Source organism: Maribacter algicola, assembly GCF_003933245.1.
Taxonomy (GTDB): domain Bacteria; phylum Bacteroidota; class Bacteroidia; order Flavobacteriales; family Flavobacteriaceae; genus Maribacter; species Maribacter algicola.
The window spans coordinates 556,814-574,371 of sequence record NZ_QUSX01000001.1; the positions used below are offsets into that span (position 1 = coordinate 556,814).

Here is a 17,558-nt window from a genome sequence, read left to right on the forward strand (position 1 = left end):
CCCAAAAATCAATAAAAAAAGAGTCTTCGATCTTTATGACCCACTTTAACCTTAGGACGTAAAGGACATTTTTCCAAAAAGTTCATAAATAGAATAGCTCCGCTACCCTAAACCACACATACAACATGTTTAGGATAGATAGCTACATTTTTAATATTTCATGGATTGACATTCTTTTAGATTTACTGCTAAAATGAATTCTAACAATGATTTACTTAAAGCTTGAAATGACTTGCATTGCAAACAAAAAAACCATTGTGACCCCGTCTATTTTAAGACTGCTGTTCCCAATACTGTTTATTATCGTTTTGGTCTCTCTAGAAAGTTGTTCGAACCCCAATGAGCATAAATCCTTAGAAGTGGAATCCCTAAAAGATGCATTTGAAAAGGATTTTTACATAGGCGTAGCTTTGAACGGCGGCATCATTGACCAAAGCGACAGCACCTCTCTTAACGTCGTAAAAAAGGAGTTTAATAGTATTACCGCCGAAAATATCATGAAATCGGCCATCATTCATCCAAAGCTCGACAGTTTCAATTTTGAAATGGCCGATAAATTTGTTGCATTGGGAAAAACCAATGACATGCACATCCATGGCCACACGTTGATTTGGCACAGCCAATTATCACCTTGGTTCCAAGATATTGAGGACAGTCTTGAATTTAAGTCTGCAACTGAAAACCACATCAAGGATTTAGCACTTCACTTTAAAGGAATCGTTAACTCTTGGGACGTTGTCAATGAAGCCTTAAACGAGGATGGCACATTAAGAAATTCGATTTTCCTCAAAAAAATGGGAGCGGATTATTTGTCCTTGGCTTTTAAATGGACTTCCGAAATCGACCCGGATGCGAAGCTTTATTATAACGACTACAACATGACGAATCCTGAAAAAAGGCAAGGGGCCATTAGGATGGTAAAAAAAATCCAAGAACAAGGTATAAAGGTAGACGGTATTGGAATGCAAGGACATTGGCACTTAAATTCACCTTCCCTTGAAGAGATAGAACAAAGCATTTTGGAGTATTCCAAATTGGGCGTGCAGGTAGCAATTACGGAACTGGATATTAGCGTATTGCCCAACCCTTGGGATTTGGAAGGTGCGGAAATCAGTCAGAATTTTGAGAACAGTGAAAAAATGAACCCTTATACGAAGGGTCTACCTGATTCCGTTCAAATACAATTGGCCAATCGATATAAGGATATTTTCAATATTTTTTTAAAGCATAAGGACAAAATAAGCAGGGTTACTTTCTGGGGCCTAGGCGATGGGCAATCTTGGTTGAACGGCTTTCCGATTAGGGGCAGAACAAACTATCCTTTGCTGTTCGATAGGAATTTAAAGCCTAAGGCCGCCTATTATAGTATTATCGGCTTAAAAGAAAAATTTGACCAACTACAAACAACAAACTAATTTGTAGACAATGAGTTTAGAAGCACATAAATTATCCATCAAGGAAAAAATTGGCTATAGCCTTGGGGATCTCTCAGCTAACTTGGTATTCCAAACATTAGTTACCTATCTGGCTTATTTTTATACGGATATTTATGGTCTGGAAACAAATGATGCCTCGGTAATCATATTCGTAGTGGGCATAATTTCGGCTTTTGCCTTTAACCCTATTGTAGGTGCTCTTGCAGATAGGACACGGAGTAGATGGGGCAAATTTAGGCCTTGGATATTATTTACATCGGTACCATTGGGGATTGTTGCCCTACTAGCATTTAGCACACCAAATTTTGACTATCCAGGAAAGGTAGTCTATGCAGCGGTTACCTACACCTTGTTGCTGTTATTGTACGCGGCCAATAACCTGCCCTATGCGGCCCTGAGCGGTGTTATTACCGGTAGTATGAAAGAACGCAACAGTATTTCATCCTATCGATTTGTGGCCGTTATGTTCGCGCAATTTTTTGTACAGGTTTTCATGCTGCCCATTATATTGTATGCAGGGGATGGCGATAAGGCGGAAGGCATTGAAACGGTTATGACCTATTTGGCCATTTTAGGTACCATCATGCTATTGATTACCTTCTTTACCACAAAAGAACGCGTTGTTCCTACCCCGGAACAGAAATCCAGCTTAAAGGAAGATTTAGGCGATTTATTCAAAAACCGACCGTGGATCCTTATGTTGGTGCTCACCACTTTGGTCTTCATTACCCTTGCCATGAAGGGAGGGTCCTATGTCTATTATTTTGAAAATTATGTAGACGCTGCCAGCTTAGCCAATTTTATTGCCCCTCTGTTGAATGGTCTTTCCAGCATTGGTGTCGACTTTTTTGGAGACGACCCAACTTCCGCAGGGTTTGGACTGTTCAATGCAGGAGGAATTATTTTTATGATCGTTGGAATTTCATTATCCAAAAGGCTGGCGGACAAATATGGAAAACGGGATGTATTTGGCAGTGCATTGTTCGTGTCGACCCTATTTATAGCCATTTTCTATTTCTTTTCCTCCACTTCGGTAGAACTGATGTTCCTTTCACAAATTTTGCATGGATTTTTCTACGGAATTACCATACCGCTTCTATGGGCCATGATAGCAGATGTAGCCGATTATTCTGAATGGAAGAACAACAGAAGGGCCACGGCCATTATATTTTCGGCCATGATGATAGGATTAAAATTAGGCCTTACCATTGGCAGTTCAATGGTTACATGGATACTTGGGCTTTATGATTATATCCCAAAGAAATTTGCCACTACTGAATTGGTAATTCAGCCTGATAGTGCGATTGAAGGAACTAGGATGCTCGTTAGCATTTATCCCTCTATAGCATTCTTTTTGGGAATAGCTTTATTGTTCTTCTATGAAATAAACAAAAAAATGGAAACCCAGATTGAAAACGACTTAATCACAAGGAGACAAAAATAAACGGCATGCCAGAAGATAGTATTGAAAATATCGATTTTGATAAACTAAACGAAAAAGCGATTTCCCAACCACTGATAAAGCATATATACACGGCAGATCCCTCTGCCCATGTTTTCAACGGTAAAATCTATATATATCCCTCCCATGATATTGATGCAGGCGAGGCATTTGACGACTTGGGAAGTCATTTTGCCATGGAAGATTACCATGTCCTTTCCATGGATTCAGTCGATGGCGCAGCCGTTGACCATGGAATTGCCCTTCATGTAGAGGATGTCCCTTGGGCCGAAAGACAAATGTGGGCACCAGATGCCGCACAAAAGAAGGGTACATATTATCTATACTTCCCTGCAAAGGATTATGACGGAATTTTTAGAATAGGCGTGGCCGTTTCCAATTCCCCAACCGGACCTTTTATACCACAACCCTATGCAATAAAAGACAGTTTTAGCATAGACCCTGCCGTATTTGAAGATGAGGATGGAAGCTATTACATGTATTTTGGTGGCCTTTGGGGCGGCCAATTGCAACGATGGAGAACCGGGGAGTTCAATGCATCCAACCCTGAAAGTCCTACGGCACATTTCCCAAAAGATGATGAACCCGCCCTGCTTCCATACGTCGCCAAATTGGATGATACCATGTTGGAATTCGCTGAAAAACCTAGACCGATAGAAATATTGGATAACGAGGGCAAGCTATTGCTGACAGGGGACAACGACAGACGTTTCTTTGAGGCCGCTTGGATGCATAAACACCAGGAAAAATATTATTTCTCCTATTCAACAGGGGATACGCACTTCATCTGCTATGCCATAGGCGATACGCCATACGGTCCTTTCGTATACAAAGGTAGAATATTGGAGCCAGTCGTTGGTTGGACATCCCACCATTCCGTTTGTAAAGTCGATGGTAAGTGGTTTCTCTTTTATCATGATTCCTCACTATCAAAAGGTGTCACCCATTTGAGGTGTATCAAGGTAGCTGAAATTGAACATTTAAGCGACGGCAGCATTAAAACGCTCAAACCGTATAACGATTGAATTAATTCGTAAATAATCTATAATTCAACTAGTATGTTTTATTGAAATTGAATATCCTTTTAAGCAAGGTTAAATAACATAAGGATCTAAAAAGTCAATAAATACAATCTATTTTTTGGGAAGGGTATTGGTTTTTCCATAAAAACCCAAGGTATCATTTTGTAGGCCAACCAGTATTAGTTCTTCATTCGAATAAGTTTTCAATTTTACCAAGGACCTCGCCTCGCCGGAAACAATAAAACCACTTTTACATAGATTGACCAATTCAAATTTGCCCAAAATCCCATCATAAATAAGCATGTGGCCCTTGCCGGCATCATAGTGTCCGGTAAGGACTTCAGTGTTCATAAAATTTCCTACCGCCAACAATCCCTTTTTATTATCTCCCTGCATGTCCAAATCAATGAAATCAAAAATTGGAGACCATTGCAATTCTTCAGGCAAGGAAGACCTTTTGAATTTTCCTTCGCCTATGTTCTCAAAATACATTGAGGCCAACTCGTAGGTCTTGAATTGGGCCTTTGTATCAATTTTTTCTTTGTCAAAGAGTTCGCCAAAGGTCTTTTTCCCATAATCATGATAGTTGTTCGTCAACTTTCTAATTAATGGCAACTGTTTCATTAAAGTACCCCTAGCCTGTAGGATATATTCCTTTTCCCCATTGAAATAAGTTATAATTGGTTCTATGGTTCCGTTGGAATCAAAGTCTTTGGCATAAAGACTTAAAGGCTCTTCAAAACTGGCATGGAAGGGGTTGTTCAAGCCCCAATTTCCAGCCACAAAATCCATATCGCCGTCTCCGTCAAAATCTCCCGATTTTATGCAATTCCACCAACCATGTGTATTCCTTAAACCATTATCATTCAGATCAAGTGCCAAGCGACCCTTCTTGTTCAAAAAAAGTTGAACTGGATTCCACTCGCCTACCAAAATAAGGTCCATCCATCCATCCTTATTTACGTCCTCCACAGCTGCATCCGTTATCATCCCAGGGAATAGCAATTCCGGTGAAACTTTTTCCGTAACATCCAAAAACACTCCCTGTCTATTCTCCAAAAGGTATGATCTTGGGGAAAAAGGATATTTATTAGGATTCACACGTCCGCCAATAAATAGGTCCATATCCCCGTCATGGTCAAAATCAATTGGAACCACTGTACCGCTTGGAAATAAAATTTTTGGAAGTGCTGATGTAAGTCTATAATCATACTAATCGCTCTGCGGTTTCTAATCGAAAGTTATCATGGCCTTGACCACATTAGTTTCTGGCAATAACCAAGAGTCGAAATGTTCGATCATTTCAGAATAATGAACCTTATGCGTTATAAAAGAATCTGTTGGAAATTCCTTTATATGATCGATTACGAATTGAAAATCTTCCAAAGTAGCATTTCTACTGCACATCAAAGTCGTTTCTTTGGCATGTATCTGGGGGTGCGTATAGGTAAGTTCTCCTTTGGATAGGCCTACCAAGACAAATCTACCCCCATGCGACATATAGGAGACCCCAGACTCCAAAGCATGTTTGTTGCCAGTAGCATCAAAAACCGCAGTGGCCATGTCACCATTGGTAATTTGGGCTATTTTTTCTATGGGATTCTCCCTAACGTCCATTGTATAAGGCACCCCTATTTGATTGGCAGCGTAATTCAATCGCTCTATATTCATATCCAAGGCGATAACCTTGGCACCTTTAATTTGGGCCAACTTCATGAGGCCGATACCTATAGGGCCACAACCAATTACAACGATTGTTTCGCCTTTATGAATAGCTGCCCTTCTTAGGGCATGTGCCCCAATAGCCAAAGGCTCTATAATGGCCATTTCCTCGAGGGATAGACTATTTGCGGGAATAAGCAGATTTTTAGGTAGGCTTATAATTTCTTGCATGCCCCCATCCACATGTACGCCCAACACATTGATCTGGGTACAGCAATTTGTTTTTCCATTTCTGCAGGCTACACAGGTACCACAACTTACATAGGGCATGATGATAACATGATCGCCTGTTCTGAGGTTTTCATCATCCTCGCCAATTTCCAAAATCTCAGCGGCCAGCTCATGACCCAGTATTCTTGGGTATTTGAAAAAAGCTTGGTTTCCTCCGTAGGCATGCAAATCTGTACCGCAAATCCCTACCCGATGTATTTTGACCAGTACTTCCCCAGTTCTTCTAACCGGTCGTTCTTTTTCCTTTAATTCAAAACGGCTAGGTTCCTGGCAAATGATATATTTCATGGTGCTGCGTCACTTATCTTGAATCAAAAAAATTAATATTTCGGTTCAGAAATGTTATAAGTCTCAAAATAACGGAAGTTATTCTAACAATTTATTGGTTTTTTTTAGATTCCTTCACAATTATTCAAAAAATACTTTTTAAAACTAAAATTTAAATCGGCTTTATGTGTATATTGAACACTTAAATTAAATCTTCATTTTATAAGTTAGATGGTAACCCTAAAAAATGTAATTTGTACGGCCCTTCTCCTCCCTCCATTTTTATTTTTCGGACAACAAAGTTCTGACCTAAAATTGTGGTATGATGAGCCTTCCGGGGAGGTTTGGGAAAATGCCTTGCCTATTGGAAACGGACGCATAGGAGCCATGGTCTACGGCAATGTTGATAAAGACATTTTTCAATTGAATGAGCATACCGTTTGGAGTGGTAGCCCTAACCGAAACGATAATCCGGATGCGTTGAAAGCCTTGCCCAAAGTACGTGAGCTGATTTTTAAAGGCGAATATAAGCCCGCCGAACAACTGGCCAATGAGAAAATCATTACAAAGAAATCACATGGACAAATGTTCCAACCCGTTGGCAATCTTGAGCTATCCTTCCCGAACCACGACCAATACAAAGATTATTATCGGGAATTGGATATTAGCGACGCAATATGTAAAACTACCTATATCCTTGACGGGGTTACTTATACCAGGGAAGCATTTGCATCTCTACAGGACCGATTATTAGTTATCAAAATTTCGGGAGATGAACCGGGTAAAGTTTCTTTTACGGCAAACTTTACTTCGCCACATTTGGAACCAAGAATTGAGACTCAGGGTAACGACCAACTTTCCCTTTGGGGTAAAACAAGCGACCACGAAGGAATAGAAGGTAAAGTGGAATTCAATGCACTGGCCAAAATAAAAACCAATAACGGAACGGTCACTCAAACCAATTCCTCCGTTGAAGTTAAAAATGCGGATGGTGCTGTTATCATGGTATCCATTGCTACCAATTTCAATTCATATCATGATTTAAGTGGTGATGAAACGGAACGGGCAAAATCTTATTTGGATGCTGCTTTAGAAAAGGACTATAATCAATTAAAGTCCGACCACATTAAAAAATACAAAGCACTTTTTGATAGGGTTGTTTTGGATTTTGGAAGTTCAAAGGCTTCAAAACTATCTACGGATGAGCGTTTGGCGAATTTTGGAAATACCGAAGATCCATCGTTTGTGGCCCTATATTTTCAATTTGGAAGATACCTATTGATTTCCTCATCTCAACCTGGCGGACAACCGGCAAACTTGCAGGGAATATGGAACGGACGCATGAAACCCGCGTGGGACAGTAAATATACGATCAACATAAACGCCGAAATGAACTATTGGCCCGCAGAGCGAACCAACCTCTCGGAATTGCACGAACCCTTTTTGACCATGGTGCAAGAGCTTTCCAAGACGGGAATAGAAACCGCAAAAGTCATGTACGGCGCAAAGGGTTGGATGGCGCACCACAATACAGATATTTGGCGTATCACCGGCCCTATAGACGGTGCGTTTTGGGGTATCTGGAACGGGGGCGGTGCATGGACCAGCCAACATCTTTGGGAACATTATCTATACACGGGCGATACCTCGTTTTTAAAATCCAGTTATCCGGCTTTAAAAGGTGCTGCCGAGTTCTACGCCGATTTTTTGGTAAAACATCCTAACTACCCCTATCTGGTCGTCGCACCTGGAAATTCCCCAGAAAACGCCCCAAAAGAACATCAAGGGTCTTCCATTACGGCCGGCTCCACCATGGACAATCAATTGGTTCTGGATGTTTTCACTACAGCGATCAAAGCATCCGAAATTTTAGAAAAAGACAGGGCGTTTGCAGATTCCCTCAAAACCTTACGGAAAAAACTTCCACCCATGCAAGTGGGCAAGCACAATCAATTACAGGAATGGTTGGATGATGTGGATTCGCCCGAGGATAATCATAGGCATATTTCCCACCTATACGGACTTTTTCCATCCAATCAGATTTCACCGTATAGAACCCCCAAACTTTTTGCAGCCTCAAAAAACACATTACTGCAGCGTGGTGATGTCTCTACAGGATGGAGCATGGGCTGGAAAGTAAATTGGTGGGCTAAAATGCAGGACGGCAACCACGCCTATAAATTGATAAAAGACCAACTGACCCCGGTTGGCATAAACCAAGGTGGCGGCGGTACCTACAATAACCTTTTTGACGCGCACCCACCGTTTCAAATCGATGGTAATTTTGGGTGTACTTCCGGTATTGCCGAGATGTTGTTGCAAAGTTCCGATGGTTCGGTTCATTTGCTTCCTGCCATTCCGGATGCCTTAAAGTACGGTTATGTAGGCGGACTAAAAGCCAGGGGTGATTTTGAATTGGTTTCTATGGAATGGAAGGATAAAAAATTGGTGGTCGCTAAAATCAAATCAAATTTGGGAGGAAATCTTCGGCTACGAATACCAAATACCATAGAATTAGTAGGAAGAGGAACCTTGAAAAAAGCGGTAGGCGAAAACCCGAATCCACTCTTTTATGTACCTGAAACGGCTGCACCCATAATTTCAAAGGAGGCCACCTTGAAGAATCTAGAATTGGCAAATACGTTTCTATACGATTTGGAAACTGAAAAAGGAAAGACATACACCTTTATAATGAAGAAGTAAGCATGAACCGATTTTACACCCATACTATTTTGCTTGTTTTACTGATGCTTCAGTTTTCTGTTCATGCCCAGGGGCAAAACGCACAGAATCCCATTTTGTTTGCGGATGTTCCGGACGCATCCATGGTGCGTGTAGGAGACGCATACTATATGGGCAGTACCACCATGCATTTGAGTCCGGGGGTTCCTATCATGAAATCCAAAGATTTGGTCAATTGGGAATTGGTGGACTATGCCTATGACCGACTCGGGGAAGTGGATGCCATAAATCTGGAAAACGGCAAAAATGCCTATGGCAGGGGTTCGTGGGCCAGCTGTATCCGATACCATAATGGAACATTTTACGTATTCACGTTTGCTACCACTACCGGAAAAACCTACGTCTTTTCTACTAAGGATATAGAAAACGGTCCTTGGAACGAAACCTCGTTTGAACCTTCGTATCATGATTTGACGGTCCATTTTGATGATGATGGCAAAATATACATGGTTTGGGGTGCGGGAAAATTGATGATAGCAGAACTTGAAAGCGATTTGTCCGGTGTAAAAAAAGGAACGGAATGCGTATTGATTGAAAATGCCAATGCCCCGGCCGGTGACAATATCATGTTGGGCGCGGAGGGTTCACAACTCTTCAAAATTAATGGGAAATACTATCTCTTCAACATGACCTGGCCAAGAGGCGACATGACCTTTATACATTTGCCCAGCTTTTATTTAAAGAGTAGGCGAATTATACCTATGTATATTATTAAAAAAATCAGATCAAACAACCTTTGGGAAAACCAATTTGCAACATTAAAATAAATTAAACTCATTAAAACAAAACACTATGTTACACAAATTTAAATTCGCAATTTTAGGCATGCTATCGCTCTTTGCTGTATCGGCCTTCGCACAAGATGGAACCATCTATCCCCTTGAAGCACCTTCGGAGCCAAATGCCATTCCACTCAACACAGGTGGTGTGGATGACCAACCCGCATCAGAATCCTGGTTTAAACAGTGGGGCGACCCCATGGCAAGAAATATAACAAAAGCGACTTTGACGCCATTTCTTCCAGAGCCTGGAAAAGCGAACGGAGCAGCGGTCATTGTGGCGCCCGGCGGTGGTTTCAGATGGCTTTCTTTAGGTAACGAAGGGTGGGAAGTAGCGGAGGCACTTGCAAAACAAGGTTACGCTGCATTTGTACTTAAGTATCGTCTACACCCTACAGTAGAATCACTTGATGATTTTACGGCTTGGATGAACCGTCCTCGTCCTCCTGCGCCAGCTGAAAACTCTAGTGAAAAAAAGGAAGAAGCACCTGCACCCCCTTTACAAAGGGACCTTTCCAACCAACTAGAGGATGCGGAGGCTGCATACGCTATGATTGTAAATCGTGCCAAGGAGTGGGGCGTTGACACCAATAGAATAGGGATGATAGGATTTTCAGCAGGGGCCGGACTTACTATGCACTCAACGCTTAATTCAAAAACTATGAAATTAGCTTTTATAGGCCCAATTTATGGTGGTATGGGACCTGTTGAGGTACCTAAGAATGCCCCACCAATGTTCAATGTAATTGCTAGTGATGACTTCCTTTTTAGGGGTCAGTTTGGGGTTATTGATTCATGGTACAAAGCAGGTATTCCCGTAGAATTTCATCTTTATCAAAACGGCGGACATGGATTTGGCCTAGGAAACCCAAACCGTACAAGCAATCGTTGGTTCGATGCCTTTATACATTGGTTGGACGTCAATGGTTTTCAATCGGAAATGACAGCGGAAAAATAGGGTTATTAGATATTAAATATCCAATAACTAAATTGGCTACTGTCCTAATAAAAATAAAAAGGCCGACTTCTAGAAGTCGGCTTTTCCCTTTGTACTGACGGAGAGACTTACTTCGACTGCGCTCAGCATCAACTTCTTGTCTCTACTCCATTTCTAAATTCATTAAAGAATATTCAATAAAAAAAGCTTCTTGTTTCCAAGAAGCTTTAATCAGTACAGGCGGAGAGACTCGAACTCTCACACCTTGCGGCACTAGATCCTAAGTCTAGCGTGTCTACCAATTCCACCACGCCTGCATTTCCGTTAAAACGGGATGCAAATATAAAGCAAAAATTCAATTCTCTAAATTTTCATGTATTTATATTTATGGTTTTTGGAAAGTCACATGTAACATCCATACCTATTGTTCCGCTTTGTACCTAAAAATTTACAATGGATGTTTCAAACTTTAAACTCGAGCTTTTTGTATTTTTAAGTAGTTTATCCAAAAAATATAAATGAAAAACGTTAAAGAATACATCGCCAATCACAAAGACCGCTTTCTTACCGAACTCATTGAAATCCTAAAAATTCCCTCCATTAGTGCCGATTCGGCCTTTTCCCAAGATGTACTGGACACTGCAGATGCCGTAAAGCTGGCCTTGGAAAATGCTGGATGTGACATCGTGGAAATACACGAAACCGATGGTTACCCCATCGTTTATGGTGAAAAGATTATTGATGAAAATCTTCCTACCATTCTGGTTTATGGACATTATGACGTACAACCCCCAGATCCAATGGATTTATGGAACTCTCCCCCATTTGAACCGGTAATCAAGAAAACGGAACTTCATCCAGAAGGTGCAATATTTGCCAGGGGCGCCTGTGATGACAAGGGTCAAATGTACATGCATGTTAAGGCATTGGAATTCATGGTTAAAACCGACCAATTACCCTGCAATGTCAAATTTATGATCGAAGGCGAAGAAGAAGTGGGCAGTAATAATCTGGCCACCTATGTTTCGGAGAACAAGGAAAAACTGAAAAATGACGTCATATTAATTTCCGATACGGGAATGATTGCCAACGATATACCCTCCATCACCACGGGACTTCGAGGTTTAAGTTATGTGGAAGTTGAGGTAACCGGCCCCAATCGAGATCTTCATTCCGGGTTGTACGGCGGTGCCGTGGCCAACCCAATAAATATATTGGCAAAGATGATTGCGAGCCTCCACGATGAAAACAATCATATAACAATACCTGGTTTTTATGATAAGGTACAGGAGCTTTCCGATGCAGAACGTGCCGAAATGGCTAAAGCACCATTTTCCCTGGAAGCATATCAAAAATCATTGGATATTGAATCCGTATACGGTGAAAAGGGCTACACGACCAACGAAAGAAACTCCATAAGGCCCACTTTGGATGTTAATGGTATCTGGGGAGGTTATATTGGTGAAGGTGCTAAAACGGTCATCGCGAGCAAGGCTTATGCAAAAATTTCCATGCGCCTGGTACCCCATCAGGATTGGAGGGAAATTACAGAACTGTTCAAGAATCATTTTGAATCCATAGCGCCAAAAGGTGTCAGGGTCAAGGTTAAACCGCATCATGGCGGACAAGGCTACGTTACACCCATAGATACCGATGGCTATCAAGCAGCTTCGAAGGCCTATGAGACAACCTTTGGAAAAAAACCGATTCCACAACGCAGCGGCGGTAGCATTCCCATTGTTTCCCTGTTTGAAAAGGAGCTGGATAGTAAGACCATTTTAATGGGATTTGGGCTGGATAGTGATGCCATCCACTCCCCCAACGAACATTTTGGGGTTTGGAACTATTTGAAAGGTATTGAGACCATACCTTATTTCTATGAATATTTTACTGAAAAGAGTTTGGGAAGGGGTTAGGTATTAGGAGCTAGACGTTGGTTGTAACCTTCGACTACGCTCAGGGCTAGGGTTTTTGGTTATTGGTTGTTGGTTGTTGGTTGTTGGTTGTTGGTTGTTGGTTGTTGGTTGTTGGTTGTTGGTTGTTGGTTGTTGGTTGTTGGTTGTTGGTTGTTGGTTGTTGGTTGTTGGTTGTTGGTTGTTGGTTGTTGGTTGTTGGTTGTTGGTTGTTGGTTGTTGGTTGTTGGTTGTTGGTTGTTGGTTGTTGGTTGTTGGTTGTTGGTTGTTGGTTGTTGGTTGTTGGTTGTTGGTTGTTGGTTGTTGGTTGTTGGTTGTTGGTTGTTGGTTGTTGGTTGTTGGTTGTTGGTTGTTGGTTGTTGGTTGTTGGTTGTTGGTTGTTGGTTGTTGGTTGTTGGTTGTTGGTTGTTGGTTGTTGGTTGTTGGTTGTTGGTTGTTGGTTGTTGGTTGTTGGTTGTTGGTTGTTGGTTGTTGGTTGTTGGTTGTTGGTTGTTGGTTGTTGGTTGTTGGTTGTTGGTTGTTGGTTGTTGGTTGTTGGTTGTTGGTTGTTGGTTGTTGGTTGTTGGTTGTTGGTTGTTGGTTGTTGGTTGTTGGTTGTTGGTTGTTGGTTGTTGGTTGTTGGTTGTTGGTTGTTGGTTGTTGGTTGTTGGTTAAAAAAATACTTTTAACGATTAACTATTAAATCAAACCTTCTTTACATATTTTGTGATGATAACGATTTGCTGACCGTCCACCTTTCCCTCTATGTATTCAGCATTTTCGTGGTCCAAGGAAATTCTACGAACGGCCGTACCCTGTTTGGCTACCATACTGGAACCTTTTACTTTTAGGTCCTTTATCAATACAACGGAATCGCCATTCTCCAAAATAGCTCCATTGGCATCCCTATGAATTATTTTATCCGATTCTGCTACACCCTCGCCAGTAGCCTTCGCCCATTCCAAGGTTTCTGGTTCCAGGTACATCATGTCCAACAGGTCTTGGGGCCAGCCTTCGGATTTTAATCGGGATAGCATACGCCAAGCCACTACTTTGACCGCATCGTGCTCGCTCCACATACTATCGTTGAGACAACGCCAATGGTTAGAATCGGTTGTATCAGGATTTTCAATTTGATCTGTACAGGTAGTACAGGCCAAAACACTGCCGTCAAAACCTCCAGTCGAAACCGGTGGCACTTCATATATCTTAAGATTGTCAGCTGCCCCACACAGTTCGCAAACATTGCCACTTCTATTTTGTAAATCTTCCAATAACCCCATTACACTCAATTTTAAACAAACAAACATACTGCTTTGCGCTTGTAAATTCATTTATCAAATCAAAAAAACATACTCTACATTTGTAGAATTAATTTTTTTATTCTATGTTTGTAGAACAAATTCTAAAAATGTAGAAGATGCAGCTATCAAAATCCGAAGAGGAACTTATGAACATCGTATGGAAATTAAAAAAGGGGTTCATGAAAGATTTGTTGGATGCCCATCCAGAACCCAAACCGGCGCCTACCACGGTAGCCACACTTTTGAAGCGCATGACGGATAAAGGTTTTGTAGCCTACAATAGTATAGGAAGAAGCAGGGAATATTACCCTTTAGTTAAGAAAAAAGACTATTTCGCCAAACATGTAAATGGGTTGATCAAAAATTTCTTTAACGATAGTCCGGGACAATTCGCATCCTTCTTTACCCAAGAAACAAATTTGAGTAAAGCCGAATTGGAAGAATTGAAAAAATTAATCGACAACGAAATAAAAAAGAAGTAATGATACTCGCCTTTCTCTTAAAATCGACCGCATGCTTGGCCATTTTTTTGGCCTTCTACAAACTTGTTTTGGAAAAGGAAAGTATTCATACTTTTAAACGATTTTTCCTGCTTGGAGCTTTGATCACCTCCTTTATAATTCCCAATATTGTATTTACGGAGTACGTTGAAATAGCATCAGGTACCGAAATTAATGTTACTCCGATGACTGGAGATTTACAAGCCTTGGACTCCGAGCCAGTAGCTATAATATCAACATCTTTGGATTGGGAAGTAATTCTATGGAGCATTTATGGCATTGGGGTTATCATTTTTGGATTTCGATTTATAAGGCATCTGCTACAAATTTGGTCCCGTATTCGGTTTAACCCCAAATTGAAGGAGAACTTTATCACCCGGGTACTTCTAAGACAGTCTGTCGCACCACACACCTTTTTCAACTACATCTTTTTGAACAAAAAAGAATTTGAGGAAAAAAATATCCCACAAGAAGTATTGATGCATGAAGAAGCGCATGCCAAACAAAGACATAGCTTGGATGTACTTTTTATTGAAATGGTCCAAGTGTTCTTTTGGTTCAACCCCCTGATTTATTTATTAAAATCCTCCATAAAACTAAATCATGAATTTTTGGCCGATAATGCCGTAGTAAACAGCAATATAAGCATTCCCAAATACCAACATCTTTTACTTTCCTTTTTGTCAAAGGCAAGTGAAAATCACCATTCATCCATCAAAATAGCGAACGCTATAGTTTATTCATCAACCCGTGCCGAGCGAAGTCGAAGCATCAAAAAACGTTTTACAGTCATGAAAACAAAAACATCAAAAAAATCAATTGTTCTAAGAAGCTTTTTGCTTCTCCCCTTAACCACTATTCTCTTATTTGGATTTAGTGAAAAAAAGGAAATTCCCTTTAGCGAAAAAGCAGTCTTAGAGATAACGTTAAAATCAAAAAATAACGTTGATCCGAGTCTTTGGTCCGCTACAAAGAAAGAATTATTAAAATTCAACGCTCTTGCCAAAAAGTACAATGCTATCCCGGTTGAAAAAAGAAAAATACCCATGGATGACCTCCAAACTCTGGAAACCATCTATGGCAAAATGAACGAGGTACAGAAAAAGGTAGCACAACCATTTCCAGAATGTCCGCCCCAAAATCAAATAACAGTGGAGCTCATAGAAATCAATATTAACAATAACGGTCAATTATTGGTTCAGGATGAACTGGTACGTTTGGAGGATTTAAAAGCCTATCTATCTAAATTTAATAATCATCTTTCCTTTGACGAACGAGAAAAAGTAGTGCGTTCCATTATTAAAGTAGACACCAAAACCCCAAAGGGGGTCATCCAAAAAGTAGATAAAATCTTAATGGAATATGGCTGTGCTACGATTAATATCGTTGGCAGGGATAATCAACCTCAATCAAAAGTTCAACATAGCGCCACCCGTCAAGAAATGAACGAATACAATACCCTGGCCAAAAAGTACAATGAAATGGACCCTAACCGTATGGTCATCAAAAACAAGGAAATAAAACGCTTAAAGGAATTGTACGTAAAAATGTCCAAAAAACAACAAGCGGATGCAGAACCCTTTCCTAATTTTCCTCCACCTCCCCCTGCCCCAAAAGCACCAGAACCTCCCAAAAATGTTTCGGATACTAATTATGCAGCGAACCAAATAGAAACCATAATTGAGAAACAGGATCCTTATGATGTGGTTGGCAAGACTATACTGGTTAATAGGTCTGAACTACCGGAGCCTCAAATGACTCCAACCTATATCAAGATTAGTGAACCAAATATAGCAACGCCACCTCCTCCGCCAAACCCTATCTCCCCCGTTGAAAGCATTGAGAAATTGGCCAAAGAGGGAGCCGACTTTATACTCAACGGCACACCCATTTCCGCAGAAAAAGCATTGGAAGTCGTTAAAAACAATCACAAAATAAACATCGACCTCAGGGAATCCAGTGGAGAAAAGCCTTTAGTGAAGTTATCAGTAAATCCCATTCACCTAAAAAACTAGAATTTTTACTAATTACTGTTAAAAGCCCCTACTAAGGGGCTTTTTGTGTAACAAACTTTGGTAAACTACGTTCTAACAGATAAGGCTTTAATCAATCAAAAAACAAATCAACATGCTTCAAGACTTTTTTATCCTTTGTTCCGGGGCGGATTCCGAAATTTTAAAAACCTGTTCCAAGGGAGAGCAGAACAAATATGCCGGCATTGGCGCAACTGTTTTTTTTACGGCCGTCATGGCCTTTATTGCTAGTAGCTATGCCCTTTATACCGTTTTTGACAGTGTGTATGCCGCGGTTTTCTTCGGTCTCATTTGGGGCCTTTTGATTTTTAACCTGGATCGATTTATCGTTTCTACCATTAAAAAGCGTAATAATTTTTCACAGGAATTGCTACAGGCCACTCCCCGTATTTTGTTGGCCATCATCATCGCGGTTGTCATTTCCAAACCGCTCGAAATGAAAATTTTCGAAAAGGAAATCAACCAGGTGCTTTTGGAGCAAAAAAATGAATTGACCTTGGCCAATAAGGAACAGCTTGCTTTACAGTATACGCCTAAAGTGGAGCAATTGAACCAGGATATATCTGACTTAAAATCAGAAATTGCCACCCAGGAAGCCGAAACAAATGCGCTCTATGATGTTTACATAAACGAAGCCGAAGGAACGGCCGGAACCGGACTTTTAGGGAAAGGTCCCGTATACAAGGAGAAACGTGAAAAACACGATGCGGCATTAGCGGAATTACAGGAATTAAAGGTTACCAATGGTGAAAAAATAAAGTCCCTGGAATCTCAAATCGCAACCTTGGATGCAGAGTACGCCGAAGTGGTAAAAAATTCCCAACCGATTATTGATGGTTTTGATGGACTCATGGCCCGAATTATAGCTTTAGGTGAGCTTCCATGGTTTCCATCCTTCTTTATTTTTCTATTGTTCCTAGCTATAGAAACCTCGCCCATAATTGCCAAATTATTAGCTCCCAAGGGGGAATACGACGTCAAATTAGAGGAACAGGAAAGTATCCTTAGCTCATGGGTAGCTCAAAAGGTAGCTCAAAGACAACTGATAGTTTCTACGGATGGAGAAATCAACCAGAAAATCTATGAGGATCTAAAGGGTGAAGAGGAACTTTACGGTTATAAAAAGCAGAAAGCGGAAGAACTCTTACGACTACAGGCGGATAAATTCCATGAAGTTCAAGTTAAAAACTTATAGCTAGGGCTGTTTACATCCCGGACTGTAGATAAGGAC

General features: G+C 40.8%; 14 protein-coding genes and 1 tRNA gene. 11 read left to right on the forward strand and 4 right to left on the reverse strand.

Going from position 1 to position 17,558, the window contains the following annotated elements; translation table 11 throughout:
- Positions 1–227: 227 nt before the first annotated feature.
- The 3 genes from DZC72_RS02360 to DZC72_RS02370 are packed head-to-tail and all read left to right on the forward strand — an operon-like array spanning position 228 to position 3,923.
- Positions 228–1,415, forward strand: coding sequence for an endo-1,4-beta-xylanase (locus tag DZC72_RS02360; protein ID WP_125221300.1), 1,188 nt, complete (start codon positions 228–230; stop codon positions 1,413–1,415).
- A gap of 10 nt (positions 1,416–1,425) precedes the next feature.
- A complete protein-coding gene (locus tag DZC72_RS02365) occupies positions 1,426–2,880 on the forward strand; it encodes an MFS transporter (protein WP_125221301.1) in 1,455 nt (484 codons plus the stop codon).
- Between the two features lie 5 nt (positions 2,881–2,885).
- Positions 2,886–3,923, forward strand: coding sequence for a glycoside hydrolase family 43 protein (locus DZC72_RS02370; RefSeq protein ID WP_125221302.1), 1,038 nt, complete (start codon positions 2,886–2,888; stop codon positions 3,921–3,923).
- A gap of 108 nt (positions 3,924–4,031) precedes the next feature.
- On the opposite strand, the gene DZC72_RS02375 is transcribed toward DZC72_RS02370, so the two are convergent.
- Both DZC72_RS02375 and DZC72_RS02380 read right to left on the reverse strand, forming a co-directional pair.
- Positions 4,032–5,078: an FG-GAP repeat domain-containing protein gene (locus DZC72_RS02375; RefSeq protein WP_125221303.1), complete on the reverse strand. Its 1,047-nt coding sequence runs from the start codon at positions 5,076–5,078 to the stop codon at positions 4,032–4,034.
- A 72-nt stretch (positions 5,079–5,150) separates the two neighbouring features.
- Positions 5,151–6,161 carry a zinc-binding alcohol dehydrogenase family protein gene (locus DZC72_RS02380; RefSeq protein WP_125221304.1) on the reverse strand — a complete coding sequence of 337 codons (1,011 nt, stop codon included), beginning with the start codon at positions 6,159–6,161 and terminating at the stop codon, positions 5,151–5,153.
- 210 nt (positions 6,162–6,371) lie between these two features.
- On the opposite strand from DZC72_RS02380, the gene DZC72_RS02385 reads away from it, so the two are divergent.
- The 3 genes from DZC72_RS02385 to DZC72_RS02395 are packed head-to-tail and all read left to right on the forward strand — an operon-like array spanning position 6,372 to position 10,619.
- On the forward strand, positions 6,372–8,843 hold the full coding sequence (locus DZC72_RS02385; protein WP_125221305.1) for a glycoside hydrolase family 95 protein: 2,472 nt from the start codon (positions 6,372–6,374) through the stop codon (positions 8,841–8,843).
- A gap of 2 nt (positions 8,844–8,845) precedes the next feature.
- A complete protein-coding gene (locus DZC72_RS02390; RefSeq protein WP_207891695.1) occupies positions 8,846–9,649 on the forward strand; it encodes a glycoside hydrolase 43 family protein in 804 nt (267 codons plus the stop codon).
- A 25-nt stretch (positions 9,650–9,674) separates the two neighbouring features.
- Positions 9,675–10,619: an alpha/beta hydrolase gene (locus DZC72_RS02395; RefSeq protein ID WP_125221306.1), complete on the forward strand. Its 945-nt coding sequence runs from the start codon at positions 9,675–9,677 to the stop codon at positions 10,617–10,619.
- Between the two features lie 214 nt (positions 10,620–10,833).
- On the opposite strand, the gene DZC72_RS02400 is transcribed toward DZC72_RS02395, so the two are convergent.
- Positions 10,834–10,915 (reverse strand) — tRNA-Leu (locus tag DZC72_RS02400).
- A 201-nt stretch (positions 10,916–11,116) separates the two neighbouring features.
- On the opposite strand from DZC72_RS02400, the gene DZC72_RS02405 reads away from it, so the two are divergent.
- Positions 11,117–12,514, forward strand: a complete 1,398-nt coding sequence (locus tag DZC72_RS02405) for a dipeptidase (protein ID WP_125221307.1) — start codon at positions 11,117–11,119, stop codon at positions 12,512–12,514.
- A 69-nt stretch (positions 12,515–12,583) separates the two neighbouring features.
- Positions 12,584–13,165 (forward strand): hypothetical protein, encoded by a 582-nt coding sequence (locus DZC72_RS17670; RefSeq protein ID WP_165869248.1) that lies wholly within the window; start codon positions 12,584–12,586, stop codon positions 13,163–13,165.
- A 29-nt stretch (positions 13,166–13,194) separates the two neighbouring features.
- On the opposite strand, the gene DZC72_RS02415 is transcribed toward DZC72_RS17670, so the two are convergent.
- The gene (locus DZC72_RS02415) at positions 13,195–13,773 is read right to left on the reverse strand and encodes a PhnA domain-containing protein (protein WP_125221308.1); all 579 of its coding nucleotides are present in this window, start codon (positions 13,771–13,773) and stop codon (positions 13,195–13,197) included.
- Positions 13,774–13,910: 137 nt separating this feature from the next.
- Between DZC72_RS02415 and DZC72_RS02420 the strand changes: the two genes are divergently transcribed.
- From DZC72_RS02420 to DZC72_RS02430, 3 genes are all read left to right on the forward strand, one after another.
- Positions 13,911–14,276: a BlaI/MecI/CopY family transcriptional regulator gene (locus DZC72_RS02420; RefSeq protein WP_125221309.1), complete on the forward strand. Its 366-nt coding sequence runs from the start codon at positions 13,911–13,913 to the stop codon at positions 14,274–14,276.
- Positions 14,276–16,309 carry a M56 family metallopeptidase gene (locus DZC72_RS02425; RefSeq protein WP_125221310.1) on the forward strand — a complete coding sequence of 678 codons (2,034 nt, stop codon included), beginning with the start codon at positions 14,276–14,278 and terminating at the stop codon, positions 16,307–16,309. The genes DZC72_RS02420 and DZC72_RS02425 overlap by 1 nt, the downstream gene beginning before the upstream one ends.
- 112 nt (positions 16,310–16,421) lie before the next feature.
- Positions 16,422–17,522: a DUF4407 domain-containing protein gene (locus DZC72_RS02430; RefSeq protein WP_125221311.1), complete on the forward strand. Its 1,101-nt coding sequence runs from the start codon at positions 16,422–16,424 to the stop codon at positions 17,520–17,522.
- Positions 17,523–17,558: the final 36 nt, after the last annotated feature.

Coding starts and splice junctions, on each gene's coding strand:
- DZC72_RS02360 (WP_125221300.1), top strand. CDS start 228: ATGACTTGCATTGCAAACAAAAAAACCATTGTGACCCCGTCTATTTTA.
- DZC72_RS02365 (WP_125221301.1), top strand. CDS start 1,426: ATGAGTTTAGAAGCACATAAATTATCCATCAAGGAAAAAATTGGCTAT.
- DZC72_RS02370 (WP_125221302.1), top strand. CDS start 2,886: ATGCCAGAAGATAGTATTGAAAATATCGATTTTGATAAACTAAACGAA.
- DZC72_RS02380 (WP_125221304.1), bottom strand. CDS start 6,161: ATGAAATATATCATTTGCCAGGAACCTAGCCGTTTTGAATTAAAGGAA.
- DZC72_RS02385 (WP_125221305.1), top strand. CDS start 6,372: ATGGTAACCCTAAAAAATGTAATTTGTACGGCCCTTCTCCTCCCTCCA.
- DZC72_RS02390 (WP_207891695.1), top strand. CDS start 8,846: ATGAACCGATTTTACACCCATACTATTTTGCTTGTTTTACTGATGCTT.
- DZC72_RS02395 (WP_125221306.1), top strand. CDS start 9,675: ATGTTACACAAATTTAAATTCGCAATTTTAGGCATGCTATCGCTCTTT.
- DZC72_RS02405 (WP_125221307.1), top strand. CDS start 11,117: ATGAAAAACGTTAAAGAATACATCGCCAATCACAAAGACCGCTTTCTT.
- DZC72_RS02415 (WP_125221308.1), bottom strand. CDS start 13,773: ATGGGGTTATTGGAAGATTTACAAAATAGAAGTGGCAATGTTTGCGAA.
- DZC72_RS02420 (WP_125221309.1), top strand. CDS start 13,911: ATGCAGCTATCAAAATCCGAAGAGGAACTTATGAACATCGTATGGAAA.
- DZC72_RS02425 (WP_125221310.1), top strand. CDS start 14,276: ATGATACTCGCCTTTCTCTTAAAATCGACCGCATGCTTGGCCATTTTT.
- DZC72_RS02430 (WP_125221311.1), top strand. CDS start 16,422: ATGCTTCAAGACTTTTTTATCCTTTGTTCCGGGGCGGATTCCGAAATT.